General features: G+C 69.9%; 20 protein-coding genes. 4 read left to right on the top strand and 16 right to left on the bottom strand.

Annotated elements, in window-relative coordinates:
• Positions 1-208: 208 nt before the first annotated feature.
• The 4 genes from ACFHWY_RS22585 to ACFHWY_RS22600 all read right to left on the bottom strand — a co-directional run bounded on the left by ACFHWY_RS22585 (position 209) and on the right by ACFHWY_RS22600 (position 5,159).
• A complete protein-coding gene (locus tag ACFHWY_RS22585; RefSeq protein ID WP_416582243.1) occupies positions 209-802 on the bottom strand; it encodes a GTP-binding protein in 594 nt (197 codons plus the stop codon).
• A gap of 1 nt (position 803) precedes the next feature.
• On the bottom strand, positions 804-1,181 hold the full coding sequence (locus tag ACFHWY_RS22590) for a DUF742 domain-containing protein (RefSeq protein ID WP_092380833.1): 378 nt from the start codon (positions 1,179-1,181) through the stop codon (positions 804-806).
• Between the two features lie 109 nt (positions 1,182-1,290).
• A complete protein-coding gene (locus ACFHWY_RS22595) occupies positions 1,291-1,695 on the bottom strand; it encodes a roadblock/LC7 domain-containing protein (RefSeq protein ID WP_416582244.1) in 405 nt (134 codons plus the stop codon).
• Positions 1,692-5,159, bottom strand: coding sequence for a nitrate- and nitrite sensing domain-containing protein (locus tag ACFHWY_RS22600; protein ID WP_416582245.1), 3,468 nt, complete (start codon positions 5,157-5,159; stop codon positions 1,692-1,694). The genes ACFHWY_RS22595 and ACFHWY_RS22600 overlap by 4 nt, the downstream gene beginning before the upstream one ends.
• 391 nt (positions 5,160-5,550) lie before the next feature.
• Between ACFHWY_RS22600 and ACFHWY_RS22605 the strand changes: the two genes are divergently transcribed.
• Positions 5,551-5,745 carry a hypothetical protein gene (locus ACFHWY_RS22605; RefSeq protein WP_416582246.1) on the top strand — a complete coding sequence of 65 codons (195 nt, stop codon included), beginning with the start codon at positions 5,551-5,553 and terminating at the stop codon, positions 5,743-5,745.
• Between the two features lie 9 nt (positions 5,746-5,754).
• Here ACFHWY_RS22605 and ACFHWY_RS22610 read toward each other — a convergent pair whose 3' ends face one another.
• The gene (locus tag ACFHWY_RS22610; RefSeq protein ID WP_416582247.1) at positions 5,755-6,834 is read right to left on the bottom strand and encodes an adenosine deaminase; all 1,080 of its coding nucleotides are present in this window, start codon (positions 6,832-6,834) and stop codon (positions 5,755-5,757) included.
• 111 nt (positions 6,835-6,945) lie between these two features.
• Here ACFHWY_RS22610 and ACFHWY_RS22615 point away from each other — a divergent pair, with 111 nt between their 5' ends.
• Positions 6,946-7,797, top strand: coding sequence for a putative RNA methyltransferase (locus ACFHWY_RS22615; protein ID WP_416582248.1), 852 nt, complete (start codon positions 6,946-6,948; stop codon positions 7,795-7,797).
• A 3-nt stretch (positions 7,798-7,800) separates the two neighbouring features.
• Here the strand turns inward: ACFHWY_RS22615 and ACFHWY_RS22620 are convergent, their stop codons facing one another.
• The 11 genes from ACFHWY_RS22620 to ACFHWY_RS22670 all read right to left on the bottom strand — a co-directional run bounded on the left by ACFHWY_RS22620 (position 7,801) and on the right by ACFHWY_RS22670 (position 20,649).
• A complete protein-coding gene (locus ACFHWY_RS22620) occupies positions 7,801-8,481 on the bottom strand; it encodes a DUF4272 domain-containing protein (RefSeq protein ID WP_416582249.1) in 681 nt (226 codons plus the stop codon).
• A 106-nt stretch (positions 8,482-8,587) separates the two neighbouring features.
• Entirely contained in the window at positions 8,588-9,868 is a 1,281-nt protein-coding gene (locus tag ACFHWY_RS22625) for a thymidine phosphorylase (RefSeq protein ID WP_416582250.1), read from the bottom strand.
• Positions 9,869-10,092: 224 nt separating this feature from the next.
• Positions 10,093-10,794 (bottom strand): cytidine deaminase, encoded by a 702-nt coding sequence (locus ACFHWY_RS22630; protein WP_416582251.1) that lies wholly within the window; start codon positions 10,792-10,794, stop codon positions 10,093-10,095.
• Positions 10,795-10,810: 16 nt separating this feature from the next.
• Positions 10,811-12,091 carry an ABC transporter permease gene (locus ACFHWY_RS22635; protein ID WP_416582252.1) on the bottom strand — a complete coding sequence of 427 codons (1,281 nt, stop codon included), beginning with the start codon at positions 12,089-12,091 and terminating at the stop codon, positions 10,811-10,813.
• A 3-nt stretch (positions 12,092-12,094) separates the two neighbouring features.
• Positions 12,095-13,417 carry an ABC transporter permease gene (locus tag ACFHWY_RS22640; RefSeq protein ID WP_416582253.1) on the bottom strand — a complete coding sequence of 441 codons (1,323 nt, stop codon included), beginning with the start codon at positions 13,415-13,417 and terminating at the stop codon, positions 12,095-12,097.
• A 156-nt stretch (positions 13,418-13,573) separates the two neighbouring features.
• Positions 13,574-15,316 carry an ABC transporter ATP-binding protein gene (locus tag ACFHWY_RS22645; protein WP_416582260.1) on the bottom strand — a complete coding sequence of 581 codons (1,743 nt, stop codon included), beginning with the start codon at positions 15,314-15,316 and terminating at the stop codon, positions 13,574-13,576.
• Positions 15,317-15,478: 162 nt separating this feature from the next.
• Positions 15,479-16,543, bottom strand: coding sequence for a BMP family lipoprotein (locus ACFHWY_RS22650; RefSeq protein ID WP_416582261.1), 1,065 nt, complete (start codon positions 16,541-16,543; stop codon positions 15,479-15,481).
• A gap of 276 nt (positions 16,544-16,819) precedes the next feature.
• Positions 16,820-17,161: a hypothetical protein gene (locus ACFHWY_RS22655; RefSeq protein WP_416582254.1), complete on the bottom strand. Its 342-nt coding sequence runs from the start codon at positions 17,159-17,161 to the stop codon at positions 16,820-16,822.
• A 149-nt stretch (positions 17,162-17,310) separates the two neighbouring features.
• A complete protein-coding gene (locus tag ACFHWY_RS22660) occupies positions 17,311-18,228 on the bottom strand; it encodes a sugar ABC transporter permease (protein WP_416582255.1) in 918 nt (305 codons plus the stop codon).
• Positions 18,229-18,230: 2 nt separating this feature from the next.
• The gene (locus tag ACFHWY_RS22665) at positions 18,231-19,244 is read right to left on the bottom strand and encodes a carbohydrate ABC transporter permease (RefSeq protein WP_416582256.1); all 1,014 of its coding nucleotides are present in this window, start codon (positions 19,242-19,244) and stop codon (positions 18,231-18,233) included.
• A 103-nt stretch (positions 19,245-19,347) separates the two neighbouring features.
• Positions 19,348-20,649, bottom strand: a complete 1,302-nt coding sequence (locus tag ACFHWY_RS22670; RefSeq protein ID WP_416582257.1) for an extracellular solute-binding protein — start codon at positions 20,647-20,649, stop codon at positions 19,348-19,350.
• Positions 20,650-20,976: 327 nt separating this feature from the next.
• Between ACFHWY_RS22670 and ACFHWY_RS22675 the strand changes: the two genes are divergently transcribed.
• Both ACFHWY_RS22675 and ACFHWY_RS22680 read left to right on the top strand, forming a co-directional pair.
• A complete protein-coding gene (locus tag ACFHWY_RS22675) occupies positions 20,977-22,053 on the top strand; it encodes a LacI family DNA-binding transcriptional regulator (RefSeq protein WP_416582258.1) in 1,077 nt (358 codons plus the stop codon).
• Between the two features lie 153 nt (positions 22,054-22,206).
• Positions 22,207-23,838 carry a glycoside hydrolase family 13 protein gene (locus tag ACFHWY_RS22680; protein WP_416582259.1) on the top strand — a complete coding sequence of 544 codons (1,632 nt, stop codon included), beginning with the start codon at positions 22,207-22,209 and terminating at the stop codon, positions 23,836-23,838.
• The last annotated feature ends 125 nt before the right edge of the window (positions 23,839-23,963 follow it).

The raw sequence follows: 23,963 nt of genomic DNA on the forward strand, positions 1-23,963 counted from the left end.
CGCGGGGCCGGACACCGCGATCCCGTTCCGGAGCGCCCACAGCGGCTTCGCGCGGTCCCCTCCGGGCACGCAGCTGACTCACCAGGGCAGCCCGGCTGGTCGACAGCGTGCCCCCGGCAGGCCGCTGCGGCATCGACCGAAGCTGGTCACGGACAGCAACCAGCGCCCGGTGTCGACGGAAGCCTCACCGGGCGCTGGTACGCGCTCGTCAGGCCGGGGCGACGGCGCGCGTACGGCGCATCGTCAGCACGTACTCGACCAGCGAGATCAGCACGTGCTTCGTCGACTCCCGGTTCCGGGCGTCACAGGCCACCACGGGTATGTGCGAGGAGATCGCGAGCGCATCCCGGACGTCCTGCGGGTCGTGGTACTGCATCCCGTCGAAGCAGTTGATGGCCACCAGGTACGGCAGCCGCCGGTGCTCGAAGAAGTCGATCGCCGCGAAGCAGTCGGCCAGCCGGCGGGTGTCCACCAGCACCACCGCACCGATCGCGCCCCGGACCAGCTCATCCCACATGAACCAGAAACGGGTCTGACCCGGCGTACCGAACAGGTACAGGATCAGGTCACGATCGATCGAGATGCGACCGAAGTCCATAGCCACCGTGGTCGTCGTCTTACCCGGCACCTGCCGGGTGTCGTCGACACCGACCCCGGCGGAAGTCATGATCGCCTCGGTGGTCAGCGGCGTGATCTCCGAGACCGAGCCGACCAGCGTCGTCTTGCCGACGCCGAAGCCACCAGCAATAACGATCTTCGCCGACGTCACGCGACCGCTCGGGGTCGGCGGGCGGTGCGACATGTCAGAGCCTGCGAAGTCCACTCAGCACCCTCTCCAGCAATTCAGTGCCCACCGCGTCGTCCGAGTCGTCCAAAATGGTCGGCTCGTGGACTGCGACCAGGCCGTCCGTCGCCATGTCGGCGATGAGCACTCGGGCCACGCCGAGTGGAAGCTGCATTCTCGCCGCGATCTCGGCGAGTGACTGCACGCGTCCATCACAGAGCGCGGCAATGTACTGGTGCTCACGGCCTTGGCCGCCATTGCCAGTGGCAGCGGCCCGACCGCGCACCGTCGTCTCGACAAGCGCCTCCAGGGCGATGTCGAGGCGAGGACGGGTACGACCGCGGGTTACGGCGTATGGACGGACCAATGCGCCGGTCGGTTCGTCACGATCGGTCATGTCGCCGCTCACCTCCTTCGTACCCGGCACCGGCTTGCGCCGGTGCTACCCGTCGTGTGCAGTGTTGTTGCCAGTTGTTGCCCCGCCTGCCGACCGACCGGCGCGACGATCAGCCCATCATTCCCACAGCCGTACGCGACTGCGGGGTCAGGGCGTCGCCCACCCGGTCGACGAGCAGAGCCATCTCGTAACCGACCTGTCCCACGTCGCTGCTTCGCGCGGCGAGCACCGCGAACGACGAGCCGTCGGAAATCGACATCAGGAACAAAAAGCCGTTGTCCATTTCGACCACCGTCTGTAGCACGGCGCCACCCTCGAAGCAGCGGGCCGCGCCCTGGGTCAGGCTGACCAGGCCGGAGGCGATCGCCGCCAACTGGTCCGCCCGGTCCCGAGGGAGGTCTCGTGACGACGCCAGGAGCAGGCCGTCCGCGGAGACGGCTACCGCATGGGCGACACCGGGTACCCGATCGGCGAAGTTGGCCAGCAGCCAACCGAGGTCCTGCGTACTAGTCATCCTTCTTGCTCCTTCTGCCGACTCCCGGCCGCCGGGCCGGAGCGAGGCTGCGAGGATTGCTGCCCGCCCGAAGTTCCCTCCGGGCCGGTCGGGTTGTTGTCCGAGGGGCTGGTACGTCCCCGCTGGACACCCCGGTGGTAAGCGGAAAGCAGACCGCGAACCGACTCCGGGTTGCGTCGCTGCACCGAGGTGGTCGGCTTCTCCACCGCACCCGGTACGAGCTGCGCCATCGGCGTACGCTTCGGCAGCCCGGTCTCCGTGGTGCCGCTGGGCGGCACCTGGCTGGCCTTGGTGGCCGCCCGCCAGCCGTCGTCGGCGGCAGTCTGCCAGATGCTCTGCTGCGACGTCGGGCGGTGCACGGGCTTGTTCTCGGCTGCGCCGGGAGGCCGCCCGCCGCCCGCAGCGCCGTTTCCGCCCGCGGCTGTCGGAGTCTCTGCCATCGGTGCGCTACCTGTCGTCCCGGTCGGAGCCTGCGGTGCGGGTCGACCAGCGACGTCGACCGTCGAGATCTGTTGGGTCACCGTACCGGTCGTTGCCGGCTTCCGGTTGGCTGCCGGCTCCTCCGCGCCCGTACGACGGGTGCGGAACCACGCCGACTCCAGCTCCCGGAAGATCGGCAGCTCCATTGTCTCGTCCGCGTACCGCTGCCTGTTCTGGGCCTGCGGCGCGGGCGTCGCCGGTTGCGCGGCCGGTGCCGCCTGACGCTGCACGCGGGGCAACTCGGTGGTCATGTCCAGCGCGGCGGCCAGGCGCTCTGGCACGGGCGGGGCCGCCGGCTCTCCGGCCACCGGCGGCCATGCCGGCGGTGCGGGGGCGCCACTGGCGGCGGGTGCCGCCGAGACGGGTCGCTGGGGCAGCGGTGCGCCGGGCGGCGTCGACACCGGCGAGTTGTAGTTCGGCGAGCCCGAGATCGGGGACGACGACATGGGCTGCCCGGAGGCCGGAGCGGCCGAGACCGGCGGGGCGGAGTAGGGCGTGCCCGACACCGGCGGCGCCGAGACCGGCGGCACCGGCGGCGCCGACACCGCCGGCGGGGCGTACGGGCCGGCCTCGGGGCTGCTGGACAGTTGGCGCGGGATGTGCGGCTGCTGGCCGGTGCCGGTCGGGTCGTCGGTGGAGCGGCGCTGCGGCAACGGGTCGGCCGGATGGCCGTTCGGTGTCCGGGACCCGGAGTTGTCGCCGCCGGTGGCACCGGTCAGATCCGACCAGGCGGGCAGGTTACCCACGGTGGCCGGAGTGCCGGAGCCGTTGCGGTTGGCCGGGTCGAAGGGCCGGCCGCCGAGGGTGACCTGGTTGCCCGAGCCACCGGACGGACGAGCGGCGGGCACGTTGGCACCGTTACCGAGGGCGGGCAGCGCGCCGAACGTCGGCGCCGGCCCGGACGGACCGAACGCCGGGCTCTGCGGCAACGCGGGGCCGGCCGAGGCGGGCAGCGCGGGATGGTGCCCCCGCCCGGACAGCGCCCGGGGCACCAGCACGGTCGGCGGCAGCGTGACCTCGGCGACGGCGCCCCGGTCGCTGCCAGGACGCAGCTCGACCTTCACGCCGTGCCGGGACGCCAGGCGGGCGACCACGACCAGACCCATCATCCGGGAGACGGCGACGTCCACCTGTGGGGGCGTGCCCAGCCGCTCGTTGAGGTCGGCCAGCTGCTCGGCACTCATGCCGATACCCCGGTCCTCCACGTACAGCGAGGCGCGGTCGCCGACCCGGCGGGCCTCGACCAGCACCTGCGAGTCGGGCGGCGAGAACGCGGTGGCGTTGTCGAACAGCTCGGCGACGAGGTGGACCAGGTCGTTGACGGCGTGCGCGGCGACCTCGATGTCCCGGTCGATCACCCCGAACTCGATCCGGGTGTAGTGCTCGACCTCGGACTGCGCGGCCCGCAGCACGTCGATCAGCGCGGCCGGCTCCCGCTGTACGCGGGTCGAGTCGGCACCGGCGAGGACCAGGAGGTTCTCGTCGTTACGGCGCATCCGGGTGGCGAGGTGGTCCAGCTGGAACAGCTCGGCCAGCCGGTCCGGGTCCTCCTCGCCGCGCTCGAGCCGGTCGAGGTGGCCGATCAGCCGGTCGACCAGGATCTGGGAGCGACGGGCCAGGTTGACGAACATGGTCGCGACGGATGCCCGCAGCGCGGCCTGCTCGGCGGCGGTACGGACCGCCTCCAGGTGGACCGCGTTGAATGCCTCGGTCACCTGACCGAACTCGTCCTTGCTGCGCACCGGCAGCGGCTCGGCGATCTGGTTGGCCAGCTGGACCGGGGAGAGCTGCCCGGTGACCTGCGGGTCACGCAGCCGGGCCACCGCCTGAGGCAACCCGAGCCGGGCGATGGAGAGCGCGCCCTGGCGCAGCTCGCGCAGTGAACGGGCCATCGACCGGGCCAGCAGGAAGGCCAGGAAGATGGCCAACAGCAGCATCGTCAGCAGCAGCCCGGTCTCCAGGAACACCTGACGCTGCACGTCCGAGCGGAGCTGGCCGGCCTCGGTCACCACGTCGGAGTCGAACTTCGACTCCACCGAGCGGATCAGCTTGCCGTTGGCGACCAGCGCCGCGTCCCACTGCTCGGGGGTGAAGGAGATGCCGGCGAGGGTCTGGGAGGTGTCGGCGTTGACCTGGCTGATGTAGATCGTCGCCTGCCGGCGGTCACCACCGCCGATGGTCTGGGCGTGGAACTCCGCGTCCTCCTCGGTGGCGACCGCGGTGAAGCTCTGCTGCGCCTGCTGCTGACCGGTTTCGCTGGAGATGTAGTCGGTGCGCAGGGTCGCGCTCATGCCGTCCAGGATCAGGGCCCGGTGCACGACCACCCGGCGGATCGAGAGCCACTCCTTCTCCCGGGCCACGGCGGCCGCGGTCCGCATCCGGTCGCTCAGGTCGTTGTCGCCGGCCAGCTGGCTGGCCGAGTCCCGGATGGTGAGTACCTGGTTGATCAGCTCGTCGTAGGACTGCAGCGCGTCGGTGATCTTGAACTTGCCGTTGAGCACCTGGCTGCGGGTGCCCGGCAGGTCACCGAGGCCGTCGTCGATCTGACCGAGCAGGCTCTGCAGGCTGACGGGCAGGTCCGTGAGGTCGGACCGCTGCTGCGAGTAGGGACCCTTGGCGTCGTCCACCCGGGAGGCGACCTCGTTGTAGAGGGCGGTGTTCTGCTTTTTCTCCTCAGACTCGCCCTGACCCGCCTGTGGCGGCGCCACGCCGAGCAGCAGCACGGCTGCGGTCCGCTCGTCCTGCAGGCCGTCCACCAGCTCACCCGAGTGACCGATCAGCTCGGCGAGGTCGCCGGCCCGGTTGGCGTCGCTCAGGGCATCCAGGTGGTCTACCAGACCGCTGGTGCCCACGACGACCGTGGCGATGGTCGGCACGATCATGATGAGACCGAGCTTGGACCAGATCGGCATGTCGCGGAGCCGACTTGCCGGCCGGCTCAGACGCGACAGGAAGGAACCTGCCGTCTTCGGCCGTTTGCTCACGTCACCGCCCTCGTGATTGCAGCGTCCGCGTTGCCCCCGGACAACGCCCAGCAGCCGACCCGGCGGGTCAGACCATCCGAGATTCCATCACGTGACTCCGGAAAGAGAAAGCCCAGGTTGGCCCCAGCCGGAGGAGTAATGAGATGTTGATGCAATTTGATCGCGATCCGTCCACCAAGAGTCACTGAGCGTGACGAGCATCCCGCAACGAGTTGTCGCTCTTGTCGGGCCTCGCGGCTCCGAAAAGTCGTACATAGCGGGGACAAACGGGCCGCCGCTGCTCTGTTTGGACGATTTTTACTAGAATGGCGGTTACCCACCGTTACCACACTGGAACGGCCAGATCGACGGGGAGTCGCCCGGGTCGTGAGACGCCAGAGCGGCTGTCGAGGTGATCGACCAACTGGCCCGCCACGGTCGGGCGGACATCCCGGTCTATGCGATCAACGAGGACCGCAAGGTGGCCACTCGGCGCTCGGACCTGACCACTTCGCCACTCTTCGTGGCCGAAGGGATCTTCACCGCCGAGATCGTCGAGGAGTGCCGGCGACACCGGGCTCCTCGCCGCCGGGCACCCGCCCACTGAGCCGTCGACTCAAACCAGCAGCTTCGCGTACGCCGGCTTGATCACCTCGTCGATGATCCGCAACCGCTCGTCGAACGGGATGAAGGCGCTCTTCATCGCGTTGATGGTGAACCACTGCAACTCCCGCCAGCCGTAACCGAACGCATCGACCAGCAGGGCCATCTCCCGGGACATCGACGTGCCGCTCATCAGCCGGTTGTCGGTGTTGACGGTGACCCGGAACCGCATCTCCCGCAGGAGCCCGATCGGGTGCTCCGCGATCGACGTGGCAGCACCGGTCTGCACGTTCGACGACGGGCACAACTCCAGCGGGATCCGCTTGTCCCGCACGTACGCGGCCAGCCGCCCGAGCTTCGGCTCGGCACCGACGGTGATGTCGTCGACAATGCGTACCCCGTGGCCGAGGCGGTCCGCGCCGCACCACTGAATCGCCTGCCAGATCGAGGGCAGCCCGAACGCCTCGCCGGCGTGGATGGTGAAGTGGAAGTTCTCCCGCTGGAGGTACTCGAAGGCGTCCAGGTGACGGGTGGGTGGGAAGCCCGCCTCCGCACCGGCGATGTCGAAGCCCACCACACCCTGGTCGCGGTGCCGCACGGCCAGCTCGGCGATCTCCTGCGAGCGCGCCGCGTGCCGCATCGCGGTCAGCAGCGTGCCGACCCGGATCGGGGTTCCTGCCTCGGCGGCAAGGACACTGCCCTCGGCAAAGCCGGCCAGCACCGCCTCGACCACCTCGTCCAGGGTCAGGTTCTGCTCCAGGTGCTGCTCCGGGGCGAAGCGGACCTCCGCGTAGACCACACCGTCGGCGGCCAGGTCGAGAGCGCACTCCCGAGCCACCCGGCGCAACGCGGAGGCGGTCTGCATCACCGCGACCGTGTGGGCGAACGTCTCCAGGTAGCGCTCCAACGAACCCGAGTCGGCCGCCGCCGAGAACCAACGCCCCAACTCCGCCGGATCCGTGGTGGGCAGGTCGTGGCCGACCTCCGAGGCAAGCTCGACGATCGTCGCGGGACGTAGACCGCCGTCCAGGTGATCGTGCAGCAGCGCCTTCGGTGCCCTGACGATGTTCTCGTATCCGATACTCGCGCCCATCACCGCTCGCCCCGCTCGCAACCCATGCCCCGACCCTAGTCCGCGCCGCCCGGCCGTCGACCGTGGACCCGGCCGTGCACCTGCCTAGACTCGAGGCGTGAGGCAGCCGTGATGGATACCCGCGTCGTCGACCGGCTGCGCTGCCCCGTCTGTGACGAACCGCTCGCCGAGGCCGCCACCGGCGGTTCCCGGGCGTTGCGGTGCCCACGCCGGCACAGCTTCGACGTGGCTCGACACGGCTACGTCAACCTGCTCGCCGGCCGTACCCCACACGGCGGGGACAGCACCGAGATGGTCATCGCCCGGACGGAGTTCCTGTCCGCAGGCCACTACGACGTGATCTCCACCGCGCTCGCCGACGTCGCCCGCCGCGCCGTTCCCGACGGGGCGTACCCGCTGGTCGTGGATGCTGGAGCGGGCACCGGCCGGCACCTCGCGGCGGTGCTGGCGGCGCTGCCGGAGGCGGCCGGTCTCGCCCTGGACGTCTCCAAGCCGGCGCTGCGCCGGGCCGCCCGCGCCCATCCCCGCGGCACCGCGGCGCTCGCCGACACCTGGGCGCGGCTGCCGCTGGCGGACGCCTCGACGGCGGTGCTGCTCAACGTCTTCGCGCCGCGCAACGGCACCGAGTTCCACCGGGTGCTCGACCCGACGGGACGGCTGCTGGTGGTGACCCCTGCCGCCGATCACCTCGCCGAACTGGTCGAAGCCCTCGGCCTGCTACGGGTCGACCCGGCCAAAGCAGACCGGGTCGCCGCCAGTCTGGGCGGGCACTTCACCGAGGAGTCGGTGGCCGTGCACCGGCGGGTGCTGACGTTGACCGGCCCGGAGGTGACCACCCTGGTCGGCATGGGCCCGAGCGCCTGGCACACCGACCCGGCCGGGCTGGCGGCCCGGATCGCCGCCCTGGGCGAGCCGGTCGGAGTGACCGTGGCCGTCCGGCTCGGCGTCCACCGGCCACGCTGACCGCTAGGTGGAGAGGTCGACCTCTTCCCAGCCCGGCGGCTCCTCGTGGTACGGCCCGCGCAGAACTACCGCCCACTCCAGCGCCCACCGCCGCTGACCGATCGCGTTGGCGTCGACCAGGCCCGGCAACGGCCGACCGACCCGGTCCACCTCCAGGTACGCCCAGTCCAGGCAGTAGTAGAGGTCCAGCAGGGCCGCCGTGTCAGCCGGGTGCTGCGGCGCGGTGAGGATCCGGGAGCGCCACTGCCTGAAGGTCTCCCCGTCGGCGATGTTCGGCAGCCGCTCCACCAGCCGATCGTCGGTCGGCATGGTGGGATCGAGCTGCTTGGTAAGGCCGAGCACCCAGGCCAGCGAGAACAGCGCGTCGTGGTGCAGGACGAACGACCGGTGGTCGCCCTTGGCGCCGGTGACGAACTGGAACTCCGGCCCGGTGACCATCTCCAGCAGGTGCGAGGCGAGCAGCCAACTCATCGCGGCCTGGGGCGGCAGGCCGAAACAGCGGGCCAGGATCAGGTGCAGCACCGCGATCCGTGCCTCGATCTCCGCCGTGGAACGCAGCTCGATCTCGTCCCCCGGCTCCCAGACCAGCGGGAACTGTCGCGGTGGCAGGGGCAGCCGCAGCCGGGCCAACTCCTCCAGGCTCGCCTCTCGCACCTCGCGGGGATCGGGGGCAGGCACGATCACGGCAACATCCCTGTCTGCTCACGACGTCTCGGCGCCGACGGTCCCCCTGGCCTGCGAGAATAGCGGTCCCGAAGGCTGGGCACCATGGGATCTGACCAGGGTTTCGCTACTCGACGCGTTCGATCACCAACGGCACATCGACCGGCGGGCGCGCCGCGACGGTCACCGCTCGGGCGGCCTCCGCCAGCGCCGACGGGATCCGCTCCGCCTGCTCCGAACGCAACTCGTAGAGAGCTTCTCCGGCCCGGACCGGATCGCCGGGCCGCTTGTGCAGCAGCACCCCGGCCGGCACGCTGACCCGGTCCTCCTTGCGGGCCCGCCCCGCGCCGAGCCGCCACGCGGCCACCCCGATGGCGTACGCGTCCACCGCCGCCACGTAACCGTCCGTGTCGGCGCGTACCACCTCGACCTCGGCCGCCGCGGGCATCGGAGTGTCCGGGTCTCCGCCCTGCGCGCGGATCATCGACCGCCAGGCGTCCATCGCCCGCCCGTCGCGCAGCGCGGCTGCGGGGTCGGCGTCGGGCAGCCCCGCCGCGCCGAGCATCTCCCGGGCCAATGCCAGGGTCAACTCCACCACGTCGGGTGGTCCACCCCCGGCCAGCACCTCGACGGACTCGGTGACCTCGATTCCGTTGCCGATGGCCAGTCCGAGCGGGGTGGACATGTCGGTGAGCAGAGCGACGGTCCGCACACCGTGCGCGCCGCCCAGCTCCACCATCGTCCGGGCCAACGCGCGGGCGTCGTCGACCGACTTCATGAACGCGCCGGAGCCGACCTTCACATCCAGCACCAGGGCGCCGGTGCCCTCAGCGATCTTCTTGCTCATGATCGAGCTGGCGATCAGCGGGATGGCCTCGACGGTGCCGGTCACGTCGCGCAGCGCGTACAGCTTGCGGTCCGCCGGAGCCAGCCCGGACCCGGCGGCGCAGATCACCGCGCCGACGTCCCGCAGTTGGGCGGTGAACTCCTCGTTGCTCAGCGCCGCCCGCCAGCCCGGGATCGACTCCAGCTTGTCCAGCGTGCCGCCGGTGTGCCCGAGCCCGCGACCGGACAGCTGCGGAACTGCCGCCCCGCAGGCCGCCACCAGCGGGGTGAGCGGCAAGGTGATCTTGTCGCCGACCCCGCCGGTCGAGTGCTTGTCGACGGTCGGCCGGGTCACCGAGGACAGGTCGAGCCGCTCACCACTGGCGATCATCGCGGCCGTCCAGCGGGCGATCTCCGGGCCGGTCATCCCGTTCAGCAGGATCGCCATGGCCAGTGCCGACATCTGCTCGTCGGCAACCACCCCCCGGGTGTACGCATCCACCACCCAGTCGATCTGCCCGGCCGACAACACACCCCCGTCCCGCTTGACCCGAATAACATCAACAGCCGCAAAACCACTCATCTTCGAGTCCAATCACTATTCACACAGCCGGCAAGCCGCTAACCGACCGCCGCCCGTCAGACCGACGACGTACACACCGCGAAGACGGGGCTAACCGTTCCCGCAACGGACGCACGGAGCGTGCGACGCACGGGCCGGGGCCTGCCGTGCCCGGTGGAGGGATCAAGCCTGACCGCCCGGAGCCGGGTACGGCAGGCCCCGGCCCCAACCGCAACCGGTCGAGCTCAACCCCAGCGAACCGGAATCTCCGACGGCGGCTCGCCCTCACCCGCCCAGAAAATCGTGCCGGACACGTCCACCACCACCACCCGGGGCGTACGCGCCAACCCCCAGCCGATCGCCTCGCCCGGATCGTCCCAGCTCGGCCCCTCTTCCAGCACGCCGGTCTCGGCGCCGGCGTCGTCACCGGCCGAGCGCTCCCAGTAGGCCGTCCAGATCTGCTGGCCGCCCGAGAGGTCGGGATGCACGAAGACGGTGCCGCGCCCGCGCCAGGCGGCCAGCCGGTCGGGCACCACCGGCACCGGCCGCTCGCCGGTGACCGCCTCGATGTCGGCCACGTCGAAGGCGTGCGGCAGCAGTTCGGCCATCCGCAGCGGCCCGTTCCTCGCCTCGACGAGACATTCCGGCCCGCCCTGTTCCCAGAGCAACTGCCGGCAACGCCCGCACGGCATCAGCGGCTCACCGGTGGCGTCGACGCAGGACAATGCGACGATCCGGCCCCCGCCGGTGGCGTGCAGCGAGGAGACCACGCCGCACTCGGCGCAGAGCACCACGCCGTACGCCGCGTTCTCCACGTTGCAGCCGACCACGACCCGGCCGTCGTCGACGAGTGCCGCCGCCCCCACCGGAAACTTCGAGTACGGCACGTACGCGTGCCGCATCACCTCGGTCGCGGCGGCCCGCAGCCGTGCCCAGTCGATCTCCATGGTCCGCTCCCCTGGGTCAGCCCTTGATGTACGGCTTGCCGTCGGCGGCCGGCGCCCGCACCCGGCCGACCAGCCCGGCCACGGCCAGGATCGTCGCCAGGTACGGCAGCATGGCCAGGAACTGGCCGGGGATCACACTGTTGATCGCACCCAGATAGGTGGCCAGCTGGTCGGCGAAGCCGAAGAAGAGCGCGGCAAGCAGCGCTCCGGTGGGGCTCCATCGGCCGAAGATCAGTGCCGCCAGGGCGATGAAGCCCTTGCCGCCGATCATGTTCTTGGTGAACGAGTAGAGCGCCAGCGTGTACGAGGCACCACCGATGCCGGCGACCGCCCCGGCCAGGATCACGTTGCGGTAGCGCAGCCCGAGCACCCTGACGCCAAGGGTGTCCGCCGCCGTCGGGTGCTCGCCGACCGACCGGGTGCGCAGGCCCCACCGGGTCCGGAACAGGGCGATGTGGATCACGAGCACCAGCAGCAGGGCCAGGTAGAGGAAGATGTTGCCCCGGAACAGTGCCGGCCCGAGCACCGGGATGTCCGACAGCAGTGGGACCTCCCAGTTACTGAACCGCGGTGCGCTGTTGTAGCGGGCGGCGTCGGTCTGCATCAGCCGCTCGTAGAGGAAGCCGGTGATGCCGAGCGCCAGCAGGTTGAGCACGATGCCCATGACCACCTGGTCGACCAGGTAGCGGATGCTGAACACGGCCAGCAGCAGCGAGATGAACGACCCGCCGAGCGCGGCGGCGACCAGCCCCACCCAGACGCTGCCGGAGATGCTGCCGAACAGGGCACCGCTGAACGCCCCCATCAGCAACTGCCCCTCGATGGCCACGTTGACCACGCCGGAGCGCTCGCAGAGCACGCCGGCCAGCGCACCGAAGATCAGCGGCAGGGCGAGCAGGAAGGTGCCCCGCACGATGTTGACCAGCGGCATGAAGTTCTGCCCGGTCGGCGCGGCGGAAACCTGCCAGCACAGGAACGACACCACGAAGGCGACCAGGCCGACGGCGATCGCCGGGACGAACCAGCGTTTCGGTAGCCCGACGAGCATCGCCGCACCGCAAGCCAGCGTGATCAGGCCGAAGACGACCGCACCGACCGTGCCGTTGACCTCCAGCGCGGCGCCGGCCGCGTCCTCGCTGAGCGTGAATCGGGCCTGCTCGCCGGTGGCCAGCGCCCCGAACAGCACCGTGGCCAGCAGACCGAGGGCCAGCAGCACCAGGCCGACCTTGCGGGTACGGGTCCAGAAGCCCTCGTCGACCGGCGCGACCGCGACGTCGGAAACGGCCATGGTGGACATGCCTCACCAGCCCTTCGCGAGGCTCGTCTGCGTCCGGGCGGCCCGCGCCGCCCGGAGTTGGAAGATCGCCTTTACCAGGGCCGGCGCAGCGATGAAGATGACGATCAGTGCCTGGAGCACGGTGACCAGCTCCAGCGAGATCCCGGAGTACGACTGCATCCGGTTGCCGCCGGCCTGCAACGCGCCGAACAGCAGTGCGGCCAACGCCACGCCCCAGGGTTTCACCCGGCCGAGCAGGGCGACGAGGATGCCGTCGAAGCCGATCTGGGCGACGACCAGGGGGGTGAGTGCGGCGGCGGTGGTGCCCAGCACCATCTGCGAGCCGCCGAGCCCGGCCAGCGCCCCGGCGAAGACCATGACCAGCACGTACGTGCGGGTGACGCTGATGCCCGCCGTCCGGGCGGCGTCCGGGTTGGCGCCCACCGCCCGCAGCTCGAAGCCGAGCGTGGAACGGTTGAGCAGCCAGGCGACCGCCCAGGTGGCCAGCACGGCCACGATGATGCCCGCGTGCGCCCGCAGCCCGTCACCGAAGAGTCGCGGCAGTTGGGCGGAGCCGTCCACCGACCGGCTGATCGCGTCCGTCCGGTTCGGGTCCTGCACCCCGTTCTGCACGATCAGCCAGGTCAGGAAGTAGACCGATACGTAGTTGAGCATGATCGTGTTGATCACCTCGTGCGCGCCGGTCCGCGCCTTCAGGATGCCCGGGATGAAGCCCCAGACGGCGCCGCCGAGCGCACCGGCCAGCACCGCGACCAACAGGTGCAGCCCGGGTGGCAACGGCAGCAGGAAGCCGGCCAGCGCGGCCAGGATGACACCCATGGTGGCCTGCCCCTGGGCACCGATGTTGAACAGACCGCCTCGGAAGGCCAGCGCCACCGAAAGGCCGGTGAAGACCAGCGGAGCAGTGTAGGTGAGGGTCTCCGAGATCGGGCTCAGCGCAGAGTTGAAGCTGTTCGCGGCCGGGTCGAAGACGGAGCCCTTGAACAGGTTCGCGTACGCCTCGCTGACCAGCGTCCAACTGGCATTGATCGCGTCCGACGGGCGGGCCGTGATGTAGGCGTAGGTGGCCAGCACGTCCGGATCAGACACGATCATCAGGATCGCGCCGACGATCATCGCCAGCACCAGCGAGAGCAGGGTCACCGTGAACGTGTTGGCGGCCCACAGATTCTCCAGGAACAACCGCCCGAGGGTGGGTCGCTGCTCGGGCCCGCCGGGCGTGGCGGCCGACTCGGCACGTTCGGTGTTGCCGAGCGCGGTCCGGCCCGCCTGCTCCTCACTCGCCGGTTCCTTGTCCGGGGAGCCCGGCTGATCCGGGTCGCTCATGCCGGCACTCCGCTACGCTCCGTGCCGCCATGAGGCACCACCGCACTGAGCCTGATGATTCGCTCGCTGCGCACGCTCATGCCGGCACTCCGCTACGCTCCGTGCCGCCACGAGGCACCACCGCACTGAGCCTGATGATTCGCTCGCTGCGCACGCTCATGCTTTCCCGTCCTCGCTACCTTGACCCTCGGGGGCCGCAGCCACGCCGTCGGTGGTGGCCGTCGCGGCGCGGTCGGTGGTCGCGGCCGTGCCGCCGCCGGACACGGCGTCGGCGTCGGTGGTCGCCGCCTCGTCCAGTTCGGTGATCGCCACGCCGCCGCCCCCGGCGGCCGACGTGCGATCCGGGGAACCGCCCGGCGCGTCGGGGCTGATGCCCGCCATCAGCAGGCCGATCTCCTCGCGGGGGATGTCCGGCCCCACGATGCCGATGATCCGCCCGCGGTACATCACCGCGATCCGGTCGGCCAGCCCGATCACCTCGTCCAGTTCGCTGGAGACCACCAGCACGGCGGTACCGCTGTCGCGCTCGTCGATGACCCGGCCGTGGATGAACTCGATCGAGCCGACGTCGACGCCCCGGGTGGGCTGGGCGGCGATGAGGAGCTTCAGCGGCCGGGACAGCTCCCGGGCCACGATCACCTTCTGCTGGTTGCCGCCGGACAGGGTGCCGACCAGCGCCTCGGCCGACGAGGTACGTACGTCGAACTGCTCGATCCGCTCCCGCGCCGACCTCATGATCGCGTCCGGGCGCAGTGACAGGCCCCGACCGAACGGCGGCCGGTCGTACGTGTCCAGCACCAGGTTCTCGGCGACGCTGAACTCCTTGACCAGGCCGTCGACGCTGCGGTCCTCCGGCACGTAGCCGACGCCCGCCTGGAGCACCTTTTTGGTCGACCAGCCGTCGACCCGCTGGCCGGCGAGGCTGACCGTGCCGGCGAGCACCGGCCGCAGCCCCATGATCGCCTCGATCAGTTCGGTCTGACCGTTGCCCTGCACACCCGCGACGCCGAGCACCTCTCCGGCGCGTACGGTCAGGTCCACGCCGTCCACCGCACGGACCTGCCGGTCGTCGTCGACCACCAGACCGGAGACCTCCAGGACCGGTTCGCCCGGGGTGGCCGGGGACTTGTCCACGGTGAGCCGGACGGTACGGCCGACCATCAGCGCGGCCAGCTCGTCGCGGCTGGCCTCGGGCGACGCCGTGCCCACGGTCCGGCCGCGCCGGATCACGGTGATCCGGTCGGCGATCGCCTTGACCTCGCCGAGCTTGTGGGTGATGAAGACGATCGACTTGCCGGCGGCCTTGAGCGACCGCATCACGGCGAGCAGCTCCTCGGTCTCCTGCGGGGTGAGCACCGCCGTGGGCTCGTCCAGGATGAGCAGGTCGACGTCACGGGTGAGCGCCTTGACGATCTCCACCCGCTGCTGGATGCCGACCGGCAGGTCCTCGATCACCGCGTCCGGGTCGACCCGCAGGTTGTAGCGCTGGGACACCTCGGAGACCTCGCGCCGGGCCCGGCGCCGGTCCAGGAACCCGGCGATGCCGCCGCGCACCTGTTCCGCGCCGAGCATGATGTTCTCGGTGACGGTGAAGACCGGCACGAGCATGAAGTGCTGGTGCACCATGCCGATGCCGGCCGTGATCGCGTCGGCGGGGCCGCGCAGCTTCAGTGGCTCTCCGTCGACCAGGATCTCGCCCTCGTCGGGCTGGTAGAGCCCGTACAGCACGTTCATCAGGGTCGACTTGCCCGCGCCGTTCTCGCCGAGCAGGGCGTGGATCTCACCAGGCTCCACCGTCAGGTCGATGTGGTCGTTGGCGACCAGATCACCGAACCGCTTGGTGATGCCGCGCAGTTCGAGTCTCAGCGCAACCTCCTGAAGTGCGAAGCGATGGTGCAGCGTAGCTGCTGGCGAGCCAGGCGCGGCGTCGGCCGGACCGGTGGCGCGGACCGGCCGCTGCGGTGCGGCGGGTCTCCCCCCGCGCCGTAGCGGCCGGATCAGGTGTGGCGTGGCTCGCCGGCCGCTCCCGTGATCGTCCCACCGGGAGCGGCCGGCGGCGGGTCACTTCGGCTGGGCGGCCGACTCGACCTTGACGCTGCCGGCGGCGATGTCCGCCTTCAGCTTGTCGACCTCGGCCTTCAGCTCGGCCGGAACCTTGCTGTCGAAGTCGTGGTACGAAGCGATCGAGACACCCTCGTTGGCCAGGGTGCCGACGAAGCCCGGGTCCGCCTGTAGCTGCTCGCCGCCGGCGGCCTTGAGCACGGCCTCCTTGACCGCACCCGGGATGTTCTTCACCACCGTGGTGATGATCGCCGGGCAGTTCGGGGTGCTCTCGCAGCCGTCGACGTCCACCCAGATCGTGTTGTACTTGCCACCGGAGGCCTGGGCCGCGCCGGTGGTGCCGAGGCCGGCGCCGCCAGCGACCGGCATGATGATGTCCGCGCCCTGGGCGACCAGCGTGTCGCTGACCTTCTTGCCCTCGTCCTGCTTGACGAAGTCGTTGGTGAAGGAGCCGTCCTGGGTCTCCTTGTTCCAACCGAGGACCTGGACGTTCGCGCTCTTGGCCTGGTTGTAGTAGGCGACGCCGTCGGCGTAGCCGTCCATGAAGATGGTCACCGGCGGGATCTTCAGGCCGCCGTAGGTACCCACCTTGCCGCTCTCGCTCATACCGGCGGCGACGTAGCCGGCGAGGAAGGCGGCCTGGGCGGTGTCGAACTGCATCGGGTATACGTTGGCCACCCCCGGCGCGGCGTCGACGATGCCGAACTGCTGGTCCGGGTTCGCCTCGGCGATCTTCTTGGTGGCGTCGCCCATCAGGCCACCGACGGCCAGGATGAAGTCGCAGTCCTGATTGACGTACTGGGTGAGGTTCGGCTCGTAGTCCGCCTCGGCCTTGGACGCGACGTACTTGATGTCGATGTTGCTGTCTTCCGCCTTGGCCTCCTCCAGGCCCTTCCAGGCGGAGGCGTTGAACGACTTGTCGTCGATGCCGCCGACGTCGGTCACCATGCAGGCGCTGAACTTCTCGCCGCCGGAGCCGGCGTTGTTGTCCTCATCCGGGGCCTCGCCACAGGCGGCGGCGCTCAGTACGAGCCCACCCGCCGCGATGATCGAGGCGATCCGCATCCCACGCACCGAGCGCAAGACGTCTCCTTCCCATTGCGCACCGCGTGGTACGCGGTGGCAGCCATTGAGCCGGCCTGCGCAGAGCCGCCGGCGTCCCACGTTACGGGAGCAGAGCGTACGCCCCCGCCCACCTGCTGACCGAGAATCGTGCAGGACTGTTGGAGGCCTGTTACCGCCACGTAATGCTTGGGTGGGGCAGGTCACCCAGCGGGCCGGCAGGTGGTCGGACAGTTGCCGTCAAAGTCCCTGCCGGGCATCAGGCGAGCGTCCTGGCGATCATTGCCAGAAGACCGCCACAGCTGCGTTGACCAGGGTCAATCCGACGATGGCGAGGAAGTGCCCGCGGTTGACGTCGGACCGCTTCCGGGAGAAGAAGACCATGACGAAGATCAGCAGTGCGATGACCAGCTTCGTCACAATCTTCGCCGGTGCCGGCTCGTCGCCGTCGCGTAGTGGCGCGCTCAGGCCGATGCCGGTCAGCAGACCGATCACCGAGCCCCAGAGCATGGCCGGGTTGATCCGGATCTTGCCGGAGACGTACTGGGCGATCGCGCCGCCGAGCAGCAACGCGAACCCGATCAGATGGACATAGAGAAGGATGAGTCGAAGTGCTTCCACGCGCCCCATCCTGCCCCATCAACGACGGTTCGTAGTAGAGCCCACCCCGCCAGGTCTCCGCGCGCCACCCCAGCCCCCTCCCGCCGATCTAGGGCTAATCGCCGCAAGTTGACCTTCAGCGACGACGATGAGCCCTAGATCGGCGAGGGTCAGCCCTTCGTGCCGCCGGCGGTGAGGCCGGAGACGAGGTGTTTCTGGGCGAAGAAAAAGACCAGGCCGGCGGGGACGGTGACCAGGACGGCCGCCGCCGTCAGGTACTCCCACTGGGGGTTGAACTGCGGCACGAACTGCTGGAGCCCGTACGCCAGGGTGAACTTGTTGTCTGTTTGGATGAAGGCCGACGCGTACGCCACCTCGCCCCAGGCGGTGAGGAAGGTGTAGAAGGCGGTCACCGCCACGGCCGGGCGGGCCAGCGGAAGCACGATCCGCCAGAAGGTGGCGAACGGCCCGCACCCGTCCAGCGCCGCCGCCTCGTCCAGCGAGGTCGGGATGGAGTCGAAGTAGCCCTTCAACATCCAGGCGCAGAACGGCACAGCGATGGTCAGGTACGCGATGACCAGTGCGGGCATCGTGTTGATCAGCCCGAGCCGGGCCATGATCGTGTAGATCGGCACGATCAGGATGGCCACCGGGAACATCTGGGTGACCAGGAAGACCATCATCAGCGTCCGGCGCCCCGGGAAGTTGAACCGGGACACCGCGTACCCGGTGGTGGCCGCCAGGAAGATGCCGATGCTCATGGTGAAGGCCGCGACGATCACCGAGTTGAGGAACCACCTCGGGAAGTTCGTCTCGGTCAACACGTAGCTGTAGTTGGCCAGGGTGGTGTCCCGCAACAGGGTCAGCTCGCTGCTCTGGATCGCGTAGCCGGGCTTCAGCGAGGAGAGCAGCACCCAGGCGATCGGGCCGATCGCGATCAGCGAGGCAAGGATCAGCGTGCCGTGCAGCAGGACGGACATGGCCGGGCTTCGTCGGCTGCGGCCGGGTCGCTTCGTCGCCCGGGTTCTCGCCCCGGCCGGCCCGGTGACGGCGGTCGCCGTCGGCGGGGTGGTGGTCGTCTCGGGCATGGTCACCACACCTCGCCTTGCTTGCGCAGGGCCCGCCGGTAGAAGACCGAGAACACCAGCAGGATCGACAGGATCAGTACGCCGTACGTCGAGGCCAGCGAGTAGTTACGGATTCCCTCGAACGCCGCCCGGTAGGCGCCGGTCACCAGGATCTCGCTCTGCCCGGCCGGCTGCCCCTCGGTGACCAGGAAGATGATCGGGAACATGTTGAACGTCCAGATGGTGCCGAGCAGCACCACTGTCATGCTGACCGGCCGCAGGCCGGGCAGGGTGATGTTCCTGAACCGCTGCCAGGCCGAGGCCCCGTCGATCTCAGCTGCCTCGTACAGCTCGCCCGGGATGGTCTGCATGCCGCCGAGCAGCGCCACCATCATGAACGGCACGCCGAGCCAGATGTTGGTGACGATGGCGGTGAGCAGTGAGGTCCACCGGTCGGAGAACCAGGAGACCGGGTCGATGCCGACGGCCGAGAGCAGTGCGTTGGCCAGGCCGAAACGCTCGTTGAAGATGAACTTCCAGGCGAACGCGCTGACGAAGGCCGGCACCGCCCAGGGCAGGATCAACAGCACGCGGTAGAGGCTCCGGAACCGCATCGGCCGGTTGATCATGGTGGCCAGGCCGAGGCCGAGACCGAAGTGGAAGGCCACGCAGACGAACGTCCAGATCAGCGTGGTACCGGTCCACTGCCAGAAGTCGCCGACCTCGCCGGTGAGTACCCGGACGTAGTTGTCGATGCCGACGAACTCCCACTTGTTGGGGTTGTCGGCACAGACCTCACCACCGGTGATCGATCTGGTGCAGATCTCGGCGGCCTGGTTGGCCTCGGTGAGGCTGGTGAAGGAGAGCCAGATCCCGCGGAACAGCGGGTAGAAGATCAGAACCGCCAGGACGATGACGACGGGCAGCACCATCGCCCAGGCGTACCAGTGCTTCTCCCAGCTGCGGCGCAGCCGGGAGGGTCGAACGGATCGGCCGGGGGGCGTCGACGGCGCCGGATCGGCTGTCACGGTGGTCATCAGCTGCGCTCCATGAGGGGAGGTCCGGCAGGGCCCGCGACCGGAGACGGTCACGCGACCCTGCCGGGTGCCGAGAGGTCACCGGCGTGGGCCGGCGGTGAGGTCAGTTCTCGTACGCGGGAACGACCTCGGCCTTGTACTTGTCTGCGACGGTGTCCAGCGCGGCCTTCGGGTCCTTGTTCTGGATCAGGACCTCGGTGGCCATCTGGTCGAGCGGGCCGAAGAACTGACCGGCCTCGGGGATCCACGGGCGGCCCACACCGGCCTCCACGACCGGCTGGAACGCGGCGACGGTGGCGTTGTTCTTGACCGCGTCGAGCTGGTAGGCGGAGGTGCGGGTCGGCAGCAGGCCGAGCTTCTCCGACAGGAAGGCCTGCGACTCGGCGGAGCTCATGAACTTGACGAACGCGACGGCGGCGTCGATCTTCTCCTGCGGCATGCCGGACCAGATCACGTAGTTGTGGCCGCCGACCGGGCCACCGGCCGTGGCCGAGCCGGCCGGCACCGGGGCGACACCCAGGTTCTCCAGGCCGCCGAAGTCCGGTGCCTGCTGAACGTTGTTGACCTCCCACGGGCCGTTGATGATCATGGCGACCTTCTTCTCCTTGAAGAGGGTCATCATGGTGCCGTAGGAGTCGTTCGCGGAGGGCTTGACGGCCGCACCGCTGTCGATCAGGTCCTTTGCGATCGCCAGCCCCGCCGCGTTCTCCGCCGAGTTGATCACAATCTTCTGGTTGGCGGTGTCGACCAGGTCGCCGCCCTCGCCGTACATGAAGGGCAGGAGGAAGTAGCCGGCCGGGTTGACGTAGACGCCCTCGGCGTCGGTCTTCTCCTTGATGGCCTTCGAGGCGGTCTTCAGCTCGGCCCAGGTCTTCGGGGCCTCGCTGATGCCGGCCTTGCTCAGCAGCTCCTTGTTGTACATCAGCGCGAGGCTGTCGGTGACCTGCGGAACGCCGTAGGTCTTGCCGTCGTACTTGTTGGAGGCGAGCGGTGTCTCCAGGAAGTCGGCGGAGTCGGCGAGCAGCTCGGAGCCGTCCAGCGCGTAGAGGTAGCCCAACGAGGCGAACTCGGGCACCCAGGCGACCTCGGCCCGCAGGATGTCGGGCGCACCGCTGTTGGCCTGGGCCGCGGTCTTGAACTTGTTCTGCGCCTCGCCGAACGGGACCGACTGATAGTTGATCTTCACGTTCGGGTGGGTCTGGTTGAACTTGGCGATCAGCTCCTGGAACGCCGGACCCTCGTTCTTCGGGTCCGAGGTGTCCCACCAGGTGAGTTCTGCGGTAAGGGATGCGGGGTCAACCGTGGGCTGCTCGTCGGCCGCCTCGTCCGTGCCACCGCACGCGGCGACGGAGAGGGCGAGTGTGGCAGCGGCGAGTACGGCGATCCCCTTGGCTGTGCGACGCATGTTCGCTCCTAAGTTGCCTGCCGGGTAACGGCGGGACATTAGCAAGATGTTTCGTTCCTCGAAACCCCTTGCGAACATCCCTGCAACAACCGCATCTCATCCGCAACTTCAACAGCCGACAACCAGCCATTTTCTACGCCTATCGCCTCGGCCGAGGTGGCTTACCTCCCGCATCCGGCCACTATCCGCAGCCAGCCGGACCACCTGACGTACCGGCTACGGTCATCACGGGCAAGCCGCAAAGGCAGGCTGCCGACCCCACTGCTCGATCCTGCAAATTCTTACTGGGCAATGCGCAAGAACTTGGCGGTGAGCTACAGTGCCGCCATGCGCGCTCGCCTTTCCGACATCGCCCAGCAGGCCGACGTCAGCGAGGCCACCGTGTCGCGGGTGCTCAACGACCGCCCCGGTGTGGCACCCGAGACTCGGCAGGCCGTCCTGACCGCCCTCGACGTGCTCGGCTACGAGCGCCCGGCCCGGCTGCGCAAACGCAGCGCCGGCCTGGTCGGCCTGGTGGTGCCGGAGCTGGACAACCCGATCTTCCCCGCCTTCGCCCAGATCATCGAGTCGGCCCTGGCCCCCACCGGATTCACCCCGGTGCTGTGCACCCAGACACCCGGCGGCGTACGCGAGGACGAGTACGTCGAGATGCTGCTGGAGCGGCAGGTCTCCGGCATCGTCTTCGTCTCCGGCCTGCACGCCGACACCGCCGCCGACCACGACCGGTACCGGACGCTGCTCACCCGCCCGCTGCCGATCGTGATGATCAACGGGTACGCGCCCGCGGTCCCCGCGCCCTTCGTCTCGTGCGACGACCGGGAGGCCGCCGAGCTGGCCGTGGCCCACCTGGTGGCCCTCGGCCACCGGCAGATCGGGTTGATCACCGGTCCCGACCGGTTCGTACCGGTGCAGCGCAAGGTCGGCGGCTACAAGGCCGCGATGGGGCGCCTCGCCGGGATCGGCTCGGACGACCTGGCCGAGCTGACCGAGCTTTCGCTGTTCGGGGTGGAGGGTGGTGAGGTGGCCGCCGGCCGGTTGATTGAGCGTGGCGCCACCGCGATCGTCTGCGGCTCCGACCTGATGGCGCTCGGCGCGATCCGGGCCGCCCGGCAGCGCGGCCTGTCCGTCCCGACGGATCTGTCGGTGGTCGGCTACGACGACTCCCCGCTGATGGCCTTCACCGACCCGCCGCTGACCACCATGCGCCAGCCGGTCGCCGCGATGGCGGTCGCCGCGGTCCGGGCCCTGGTCGACGAGATTAACGGGCACGGCGCCCCGCACTCGGAGTACCTCTTCCGGCCGGAGCTGGTGGTACGCGGCTCGACGGCGGCGGTCCGGCAGGACTCCGTTGCCGGTCCGGGGCAGCAGCGGCCCGTCCCGCCCGCGCTCCCGGTTCCCGCGTGACCTCGGCCGCACCGGTAGCGTCCGTCCCTCATTCTTGCGCAAGAATTGCTTGACTCTTGCAATGGCGGCGCGGCATCCTTCTCAGACATCCGCGTGTCCCATCACGCCCACGCCGGATGCCGCCGTCCCGCACCACAGAACGGGGATAACCCGATGACCGTCAGCACTCCCTCGCCGCTGACCTCCGACACCGACTGGTGGCGATCTGCCGTCGTCTACCAGGTCTACGTCCGCAGCTTCGCCGACTCCGACGGCGACGGCATCGGTGACCTGCGGGGCATCCGGGAACGCCTGCCCCACCTGCGGGACCTGGGCGTGGACGCGCTCTGGCTGACCCCCTTCTACACCTCACCGATGGTCGACGGGGGCTACGACGTCGCCGACTACCGCGACGTCGACCCGATGTTCGGCACCCTCGGTGACTTCGAGGAGATGATGACCAGGGCCCACGCGCTCGGTCTGCGGGTCATCGTCGACATCGTGCCGAACCACACCTCAGATAAGCACCCCTGGTTCACCGCGGCGCTGGCCGCCGCCCCCGGCTCGCCCGAGCGGGCGCGCTACCTCTTCGCCGACGGCAAGGGCCGGCACGGCGAGCAGCCACCGAACGACTGGGAGAGCATCTTCGGCGGGCCGGCCTGGACCCGGGTCCCCGACGGCCAGTGGTACCTGCACCTGTTCGACCCGGCCCAGCCCGACCTTAACTGGCGCCACCGGGAGGTGCGGGCCGAGTTCGAGGACATCCTGCGTTTCTGGCTGGACCGCGGCGTCGACGGATTCCGGATCGACGTGGCCCACGGCATGATCAAGGCCGAAGGGCTGCCCGACGTGGGCTTCAGCTCGATGACCAACGGCCGCCGCCAGTCCGAGCTGCTCGGCAAGGGCCAGTTGCCCTACTTCGACCAGGACGAGGTGCACGACATCTACCGCGCCTGGCGGCCCATCCTGGACAGCTACCCGGGCGGCCGGATGGCGGTGGCCGAGGCGTGGGCCGAGACCCCGCAGCGACTGGCCCGCTACATCGGCCCGGACGAGCTGCACCAGGCGTTCAGCTTCGACTTCCTCGACGCCACCTGGTCAGCCGACTCGTTCCGCAAGGTGATCGACACCGCGCTGGCCGAATCCACAATCGTCGACGCCCCGACCACCTGGGTGCTCTCCAACCACGACCGGCAACGGCACGTCACCCGCTACGGCGACGGCGACATCGGGCTACGCCGGGCCCGGGCCGCCGCGCTGCTGATGCTCGCCCTGCCCGGCTGCGCCTACCTGTACCAGGGCGAGGAGCTGGGCCTGCCCGAAGTACTGGACCTGCCCGACGAGCTGCGCCAGGACCCGGCCTTCCTGCGCACCGGAGAGAGCCGGGACGGCTGTCGGGTACCCATCCCGTGGGGTGGCGAACTGGCCCCGTACGGCTTCGGCCCGGAGGGCAGCGAGCTGAGCTGGCTGCCGGCCCCGGCCACCTGGCGTGCCCTCTCGGCGGCCGCCCAGGCCGGCGTACCCGGCTCCACGCTGGAGCTGTACCGCGCGGCACTGCGGATCCGGCACCGCCACCCGGCGCTGGCCGGCACCGACGGCATCACCTGGCTCGAGACCGGCCCGGGGGTGCTCGCCTTCCATCGGACGGCCGGCGACGCCGCGCTGACCTGCGTGGTCAACACTGGTGACGCGCCGGCCCTGATCGACGGCTACGGCACACCGGTCGTCGCCAGCGAGGCGCTCACCGAGCAGGACGGCGGACACCTGCTCCCCGTCGACGCGGCCGTCTGGTTCGAGCGGGGCTGAACGGGTAAGCCCGCCATCGACCTGGCCGTTCGGCGTGCTCCGCGCCGCCGGGCGGCTAGGCAGACAACCCCTGTGGTGGGGGGTGCACGGTGACGGGCGCCCGGGCGACCCCCGGGCGCCGGTCA

Origin of the sequence: Micromonospora sp. LOL_024 (assembly GCF_048060415.1) — a bacterium.
In the GTDB taxonomy this organism is placed as follows: Bacteria; Actinomycetota; Actinomycetes; order Mycobacteriales; family Micromonosporaceae; genus Micromonospora.

Coding starts and splice junctions, on each gene's coding strand:
- ACFHWY_RS22585 (WP_416582243.1), bottom strand. CDS start 802: ATGTCGCACCGCCCGCCGACCCCGAGCGGTCGCGTGACGTCGGCGAAG.
- ACFHWY_RS22590 (WP_092380833.1), bottom strand. CDS start 1,181: ATGACCGATCGTGACGAACCGACCGGCGCATTGGTCCGTCCATACGCC.
- ACFHWY_RS22595 (WP_416582244.1), bottom strand. CDS start 1,695: ATGACTAGTACGCAGGACCTCGGTTGGCTGCTGGCCAACTTCGCCGAT.
- ACFHWY_RS22610 (WP_416582247.1), bottom strand. CDS start 6,834: ATGGGCGCGAGTATCGGATACGAGAACATCGTCAGGGCACCGAAGGCG.
- ACFHWY_RS22615 (WP_416582248.1), top strand. CDS start 6,946: ATGGATACCCGCGTCGTCGACCGGCTGCGCTGCCCCGTCTGTGACGAA.
- ACFHWY_RS22625 (WP_416582250.1), bottom strand. CDS start 9,868: ATGAGTGGTTTTGCGGCTGTTGATGTTATTCGGGTCAAGCGGGACGGG.
- ACFHWY_RS22630 (WP_416582251.1), bottom strand. CDS start 10,794: ATGGAGATCGACTGGGCACGGCTGCGGGCCGCCGCGACCGAGGTGATG.
- ACFHWY_RS22635 (WP_416582252.1), bottom strand. CDS start 12,091: ATGTCCACCATGGCCGTTTCCGACGTCGCGGTCGCGCCGGTCGACGAG.
- ACFHWY_RS22640 (WP_416582253.1), bottom strand. CDS start 13,417: ATGAGCGACCCGGATCAGCCGGGCTCCCCGGACAAGGAACCGGCGAGT.
- ACFHWY_RS22650 (WP_416582261.1), bottom strand. CDS start 16,543: ATGCGGATCGCCTCGATCATCGCGGCGGGTGGGCTCGTACTGAGCGCC.
- ACFHWY_RS22660 (WP_416582255.1), bottom strand. CDS start 18,228: ATGCCCGAGACGACCACCACCCCGCCGACGGCGACCGCCGTCACCGGG.
- ACFHWY_RS22665 (WP_416582256.1), bottom strand. CDS start 19,244: ATGACCACCGTGACAGCCGATCCGGCGCCGTCGACGCCCCCCGGCCGA.
- ACFHWY_RS22670 (WP_416582257.1), bottom strand. CDS start 20,649: ATGCGTCGCACAGCCAAGGGGATCGCCGTACTCGCCGCTGCCACACTC.
- ACFHWY_RS22675 (WP_416582258.1), top strand. CDS start 20,977: ATGCGCGCTCGCCTTTCCGACATCGCCCAGCAGGCCGACGTCAGCGAG.
- ACFHWY_RS22680 (WP_416582259.1), top strand. CDS start 22,207: ATGACCGTCAGCACTCCCTCGCCGCTGACCTCCGACACCGACTGGTGG.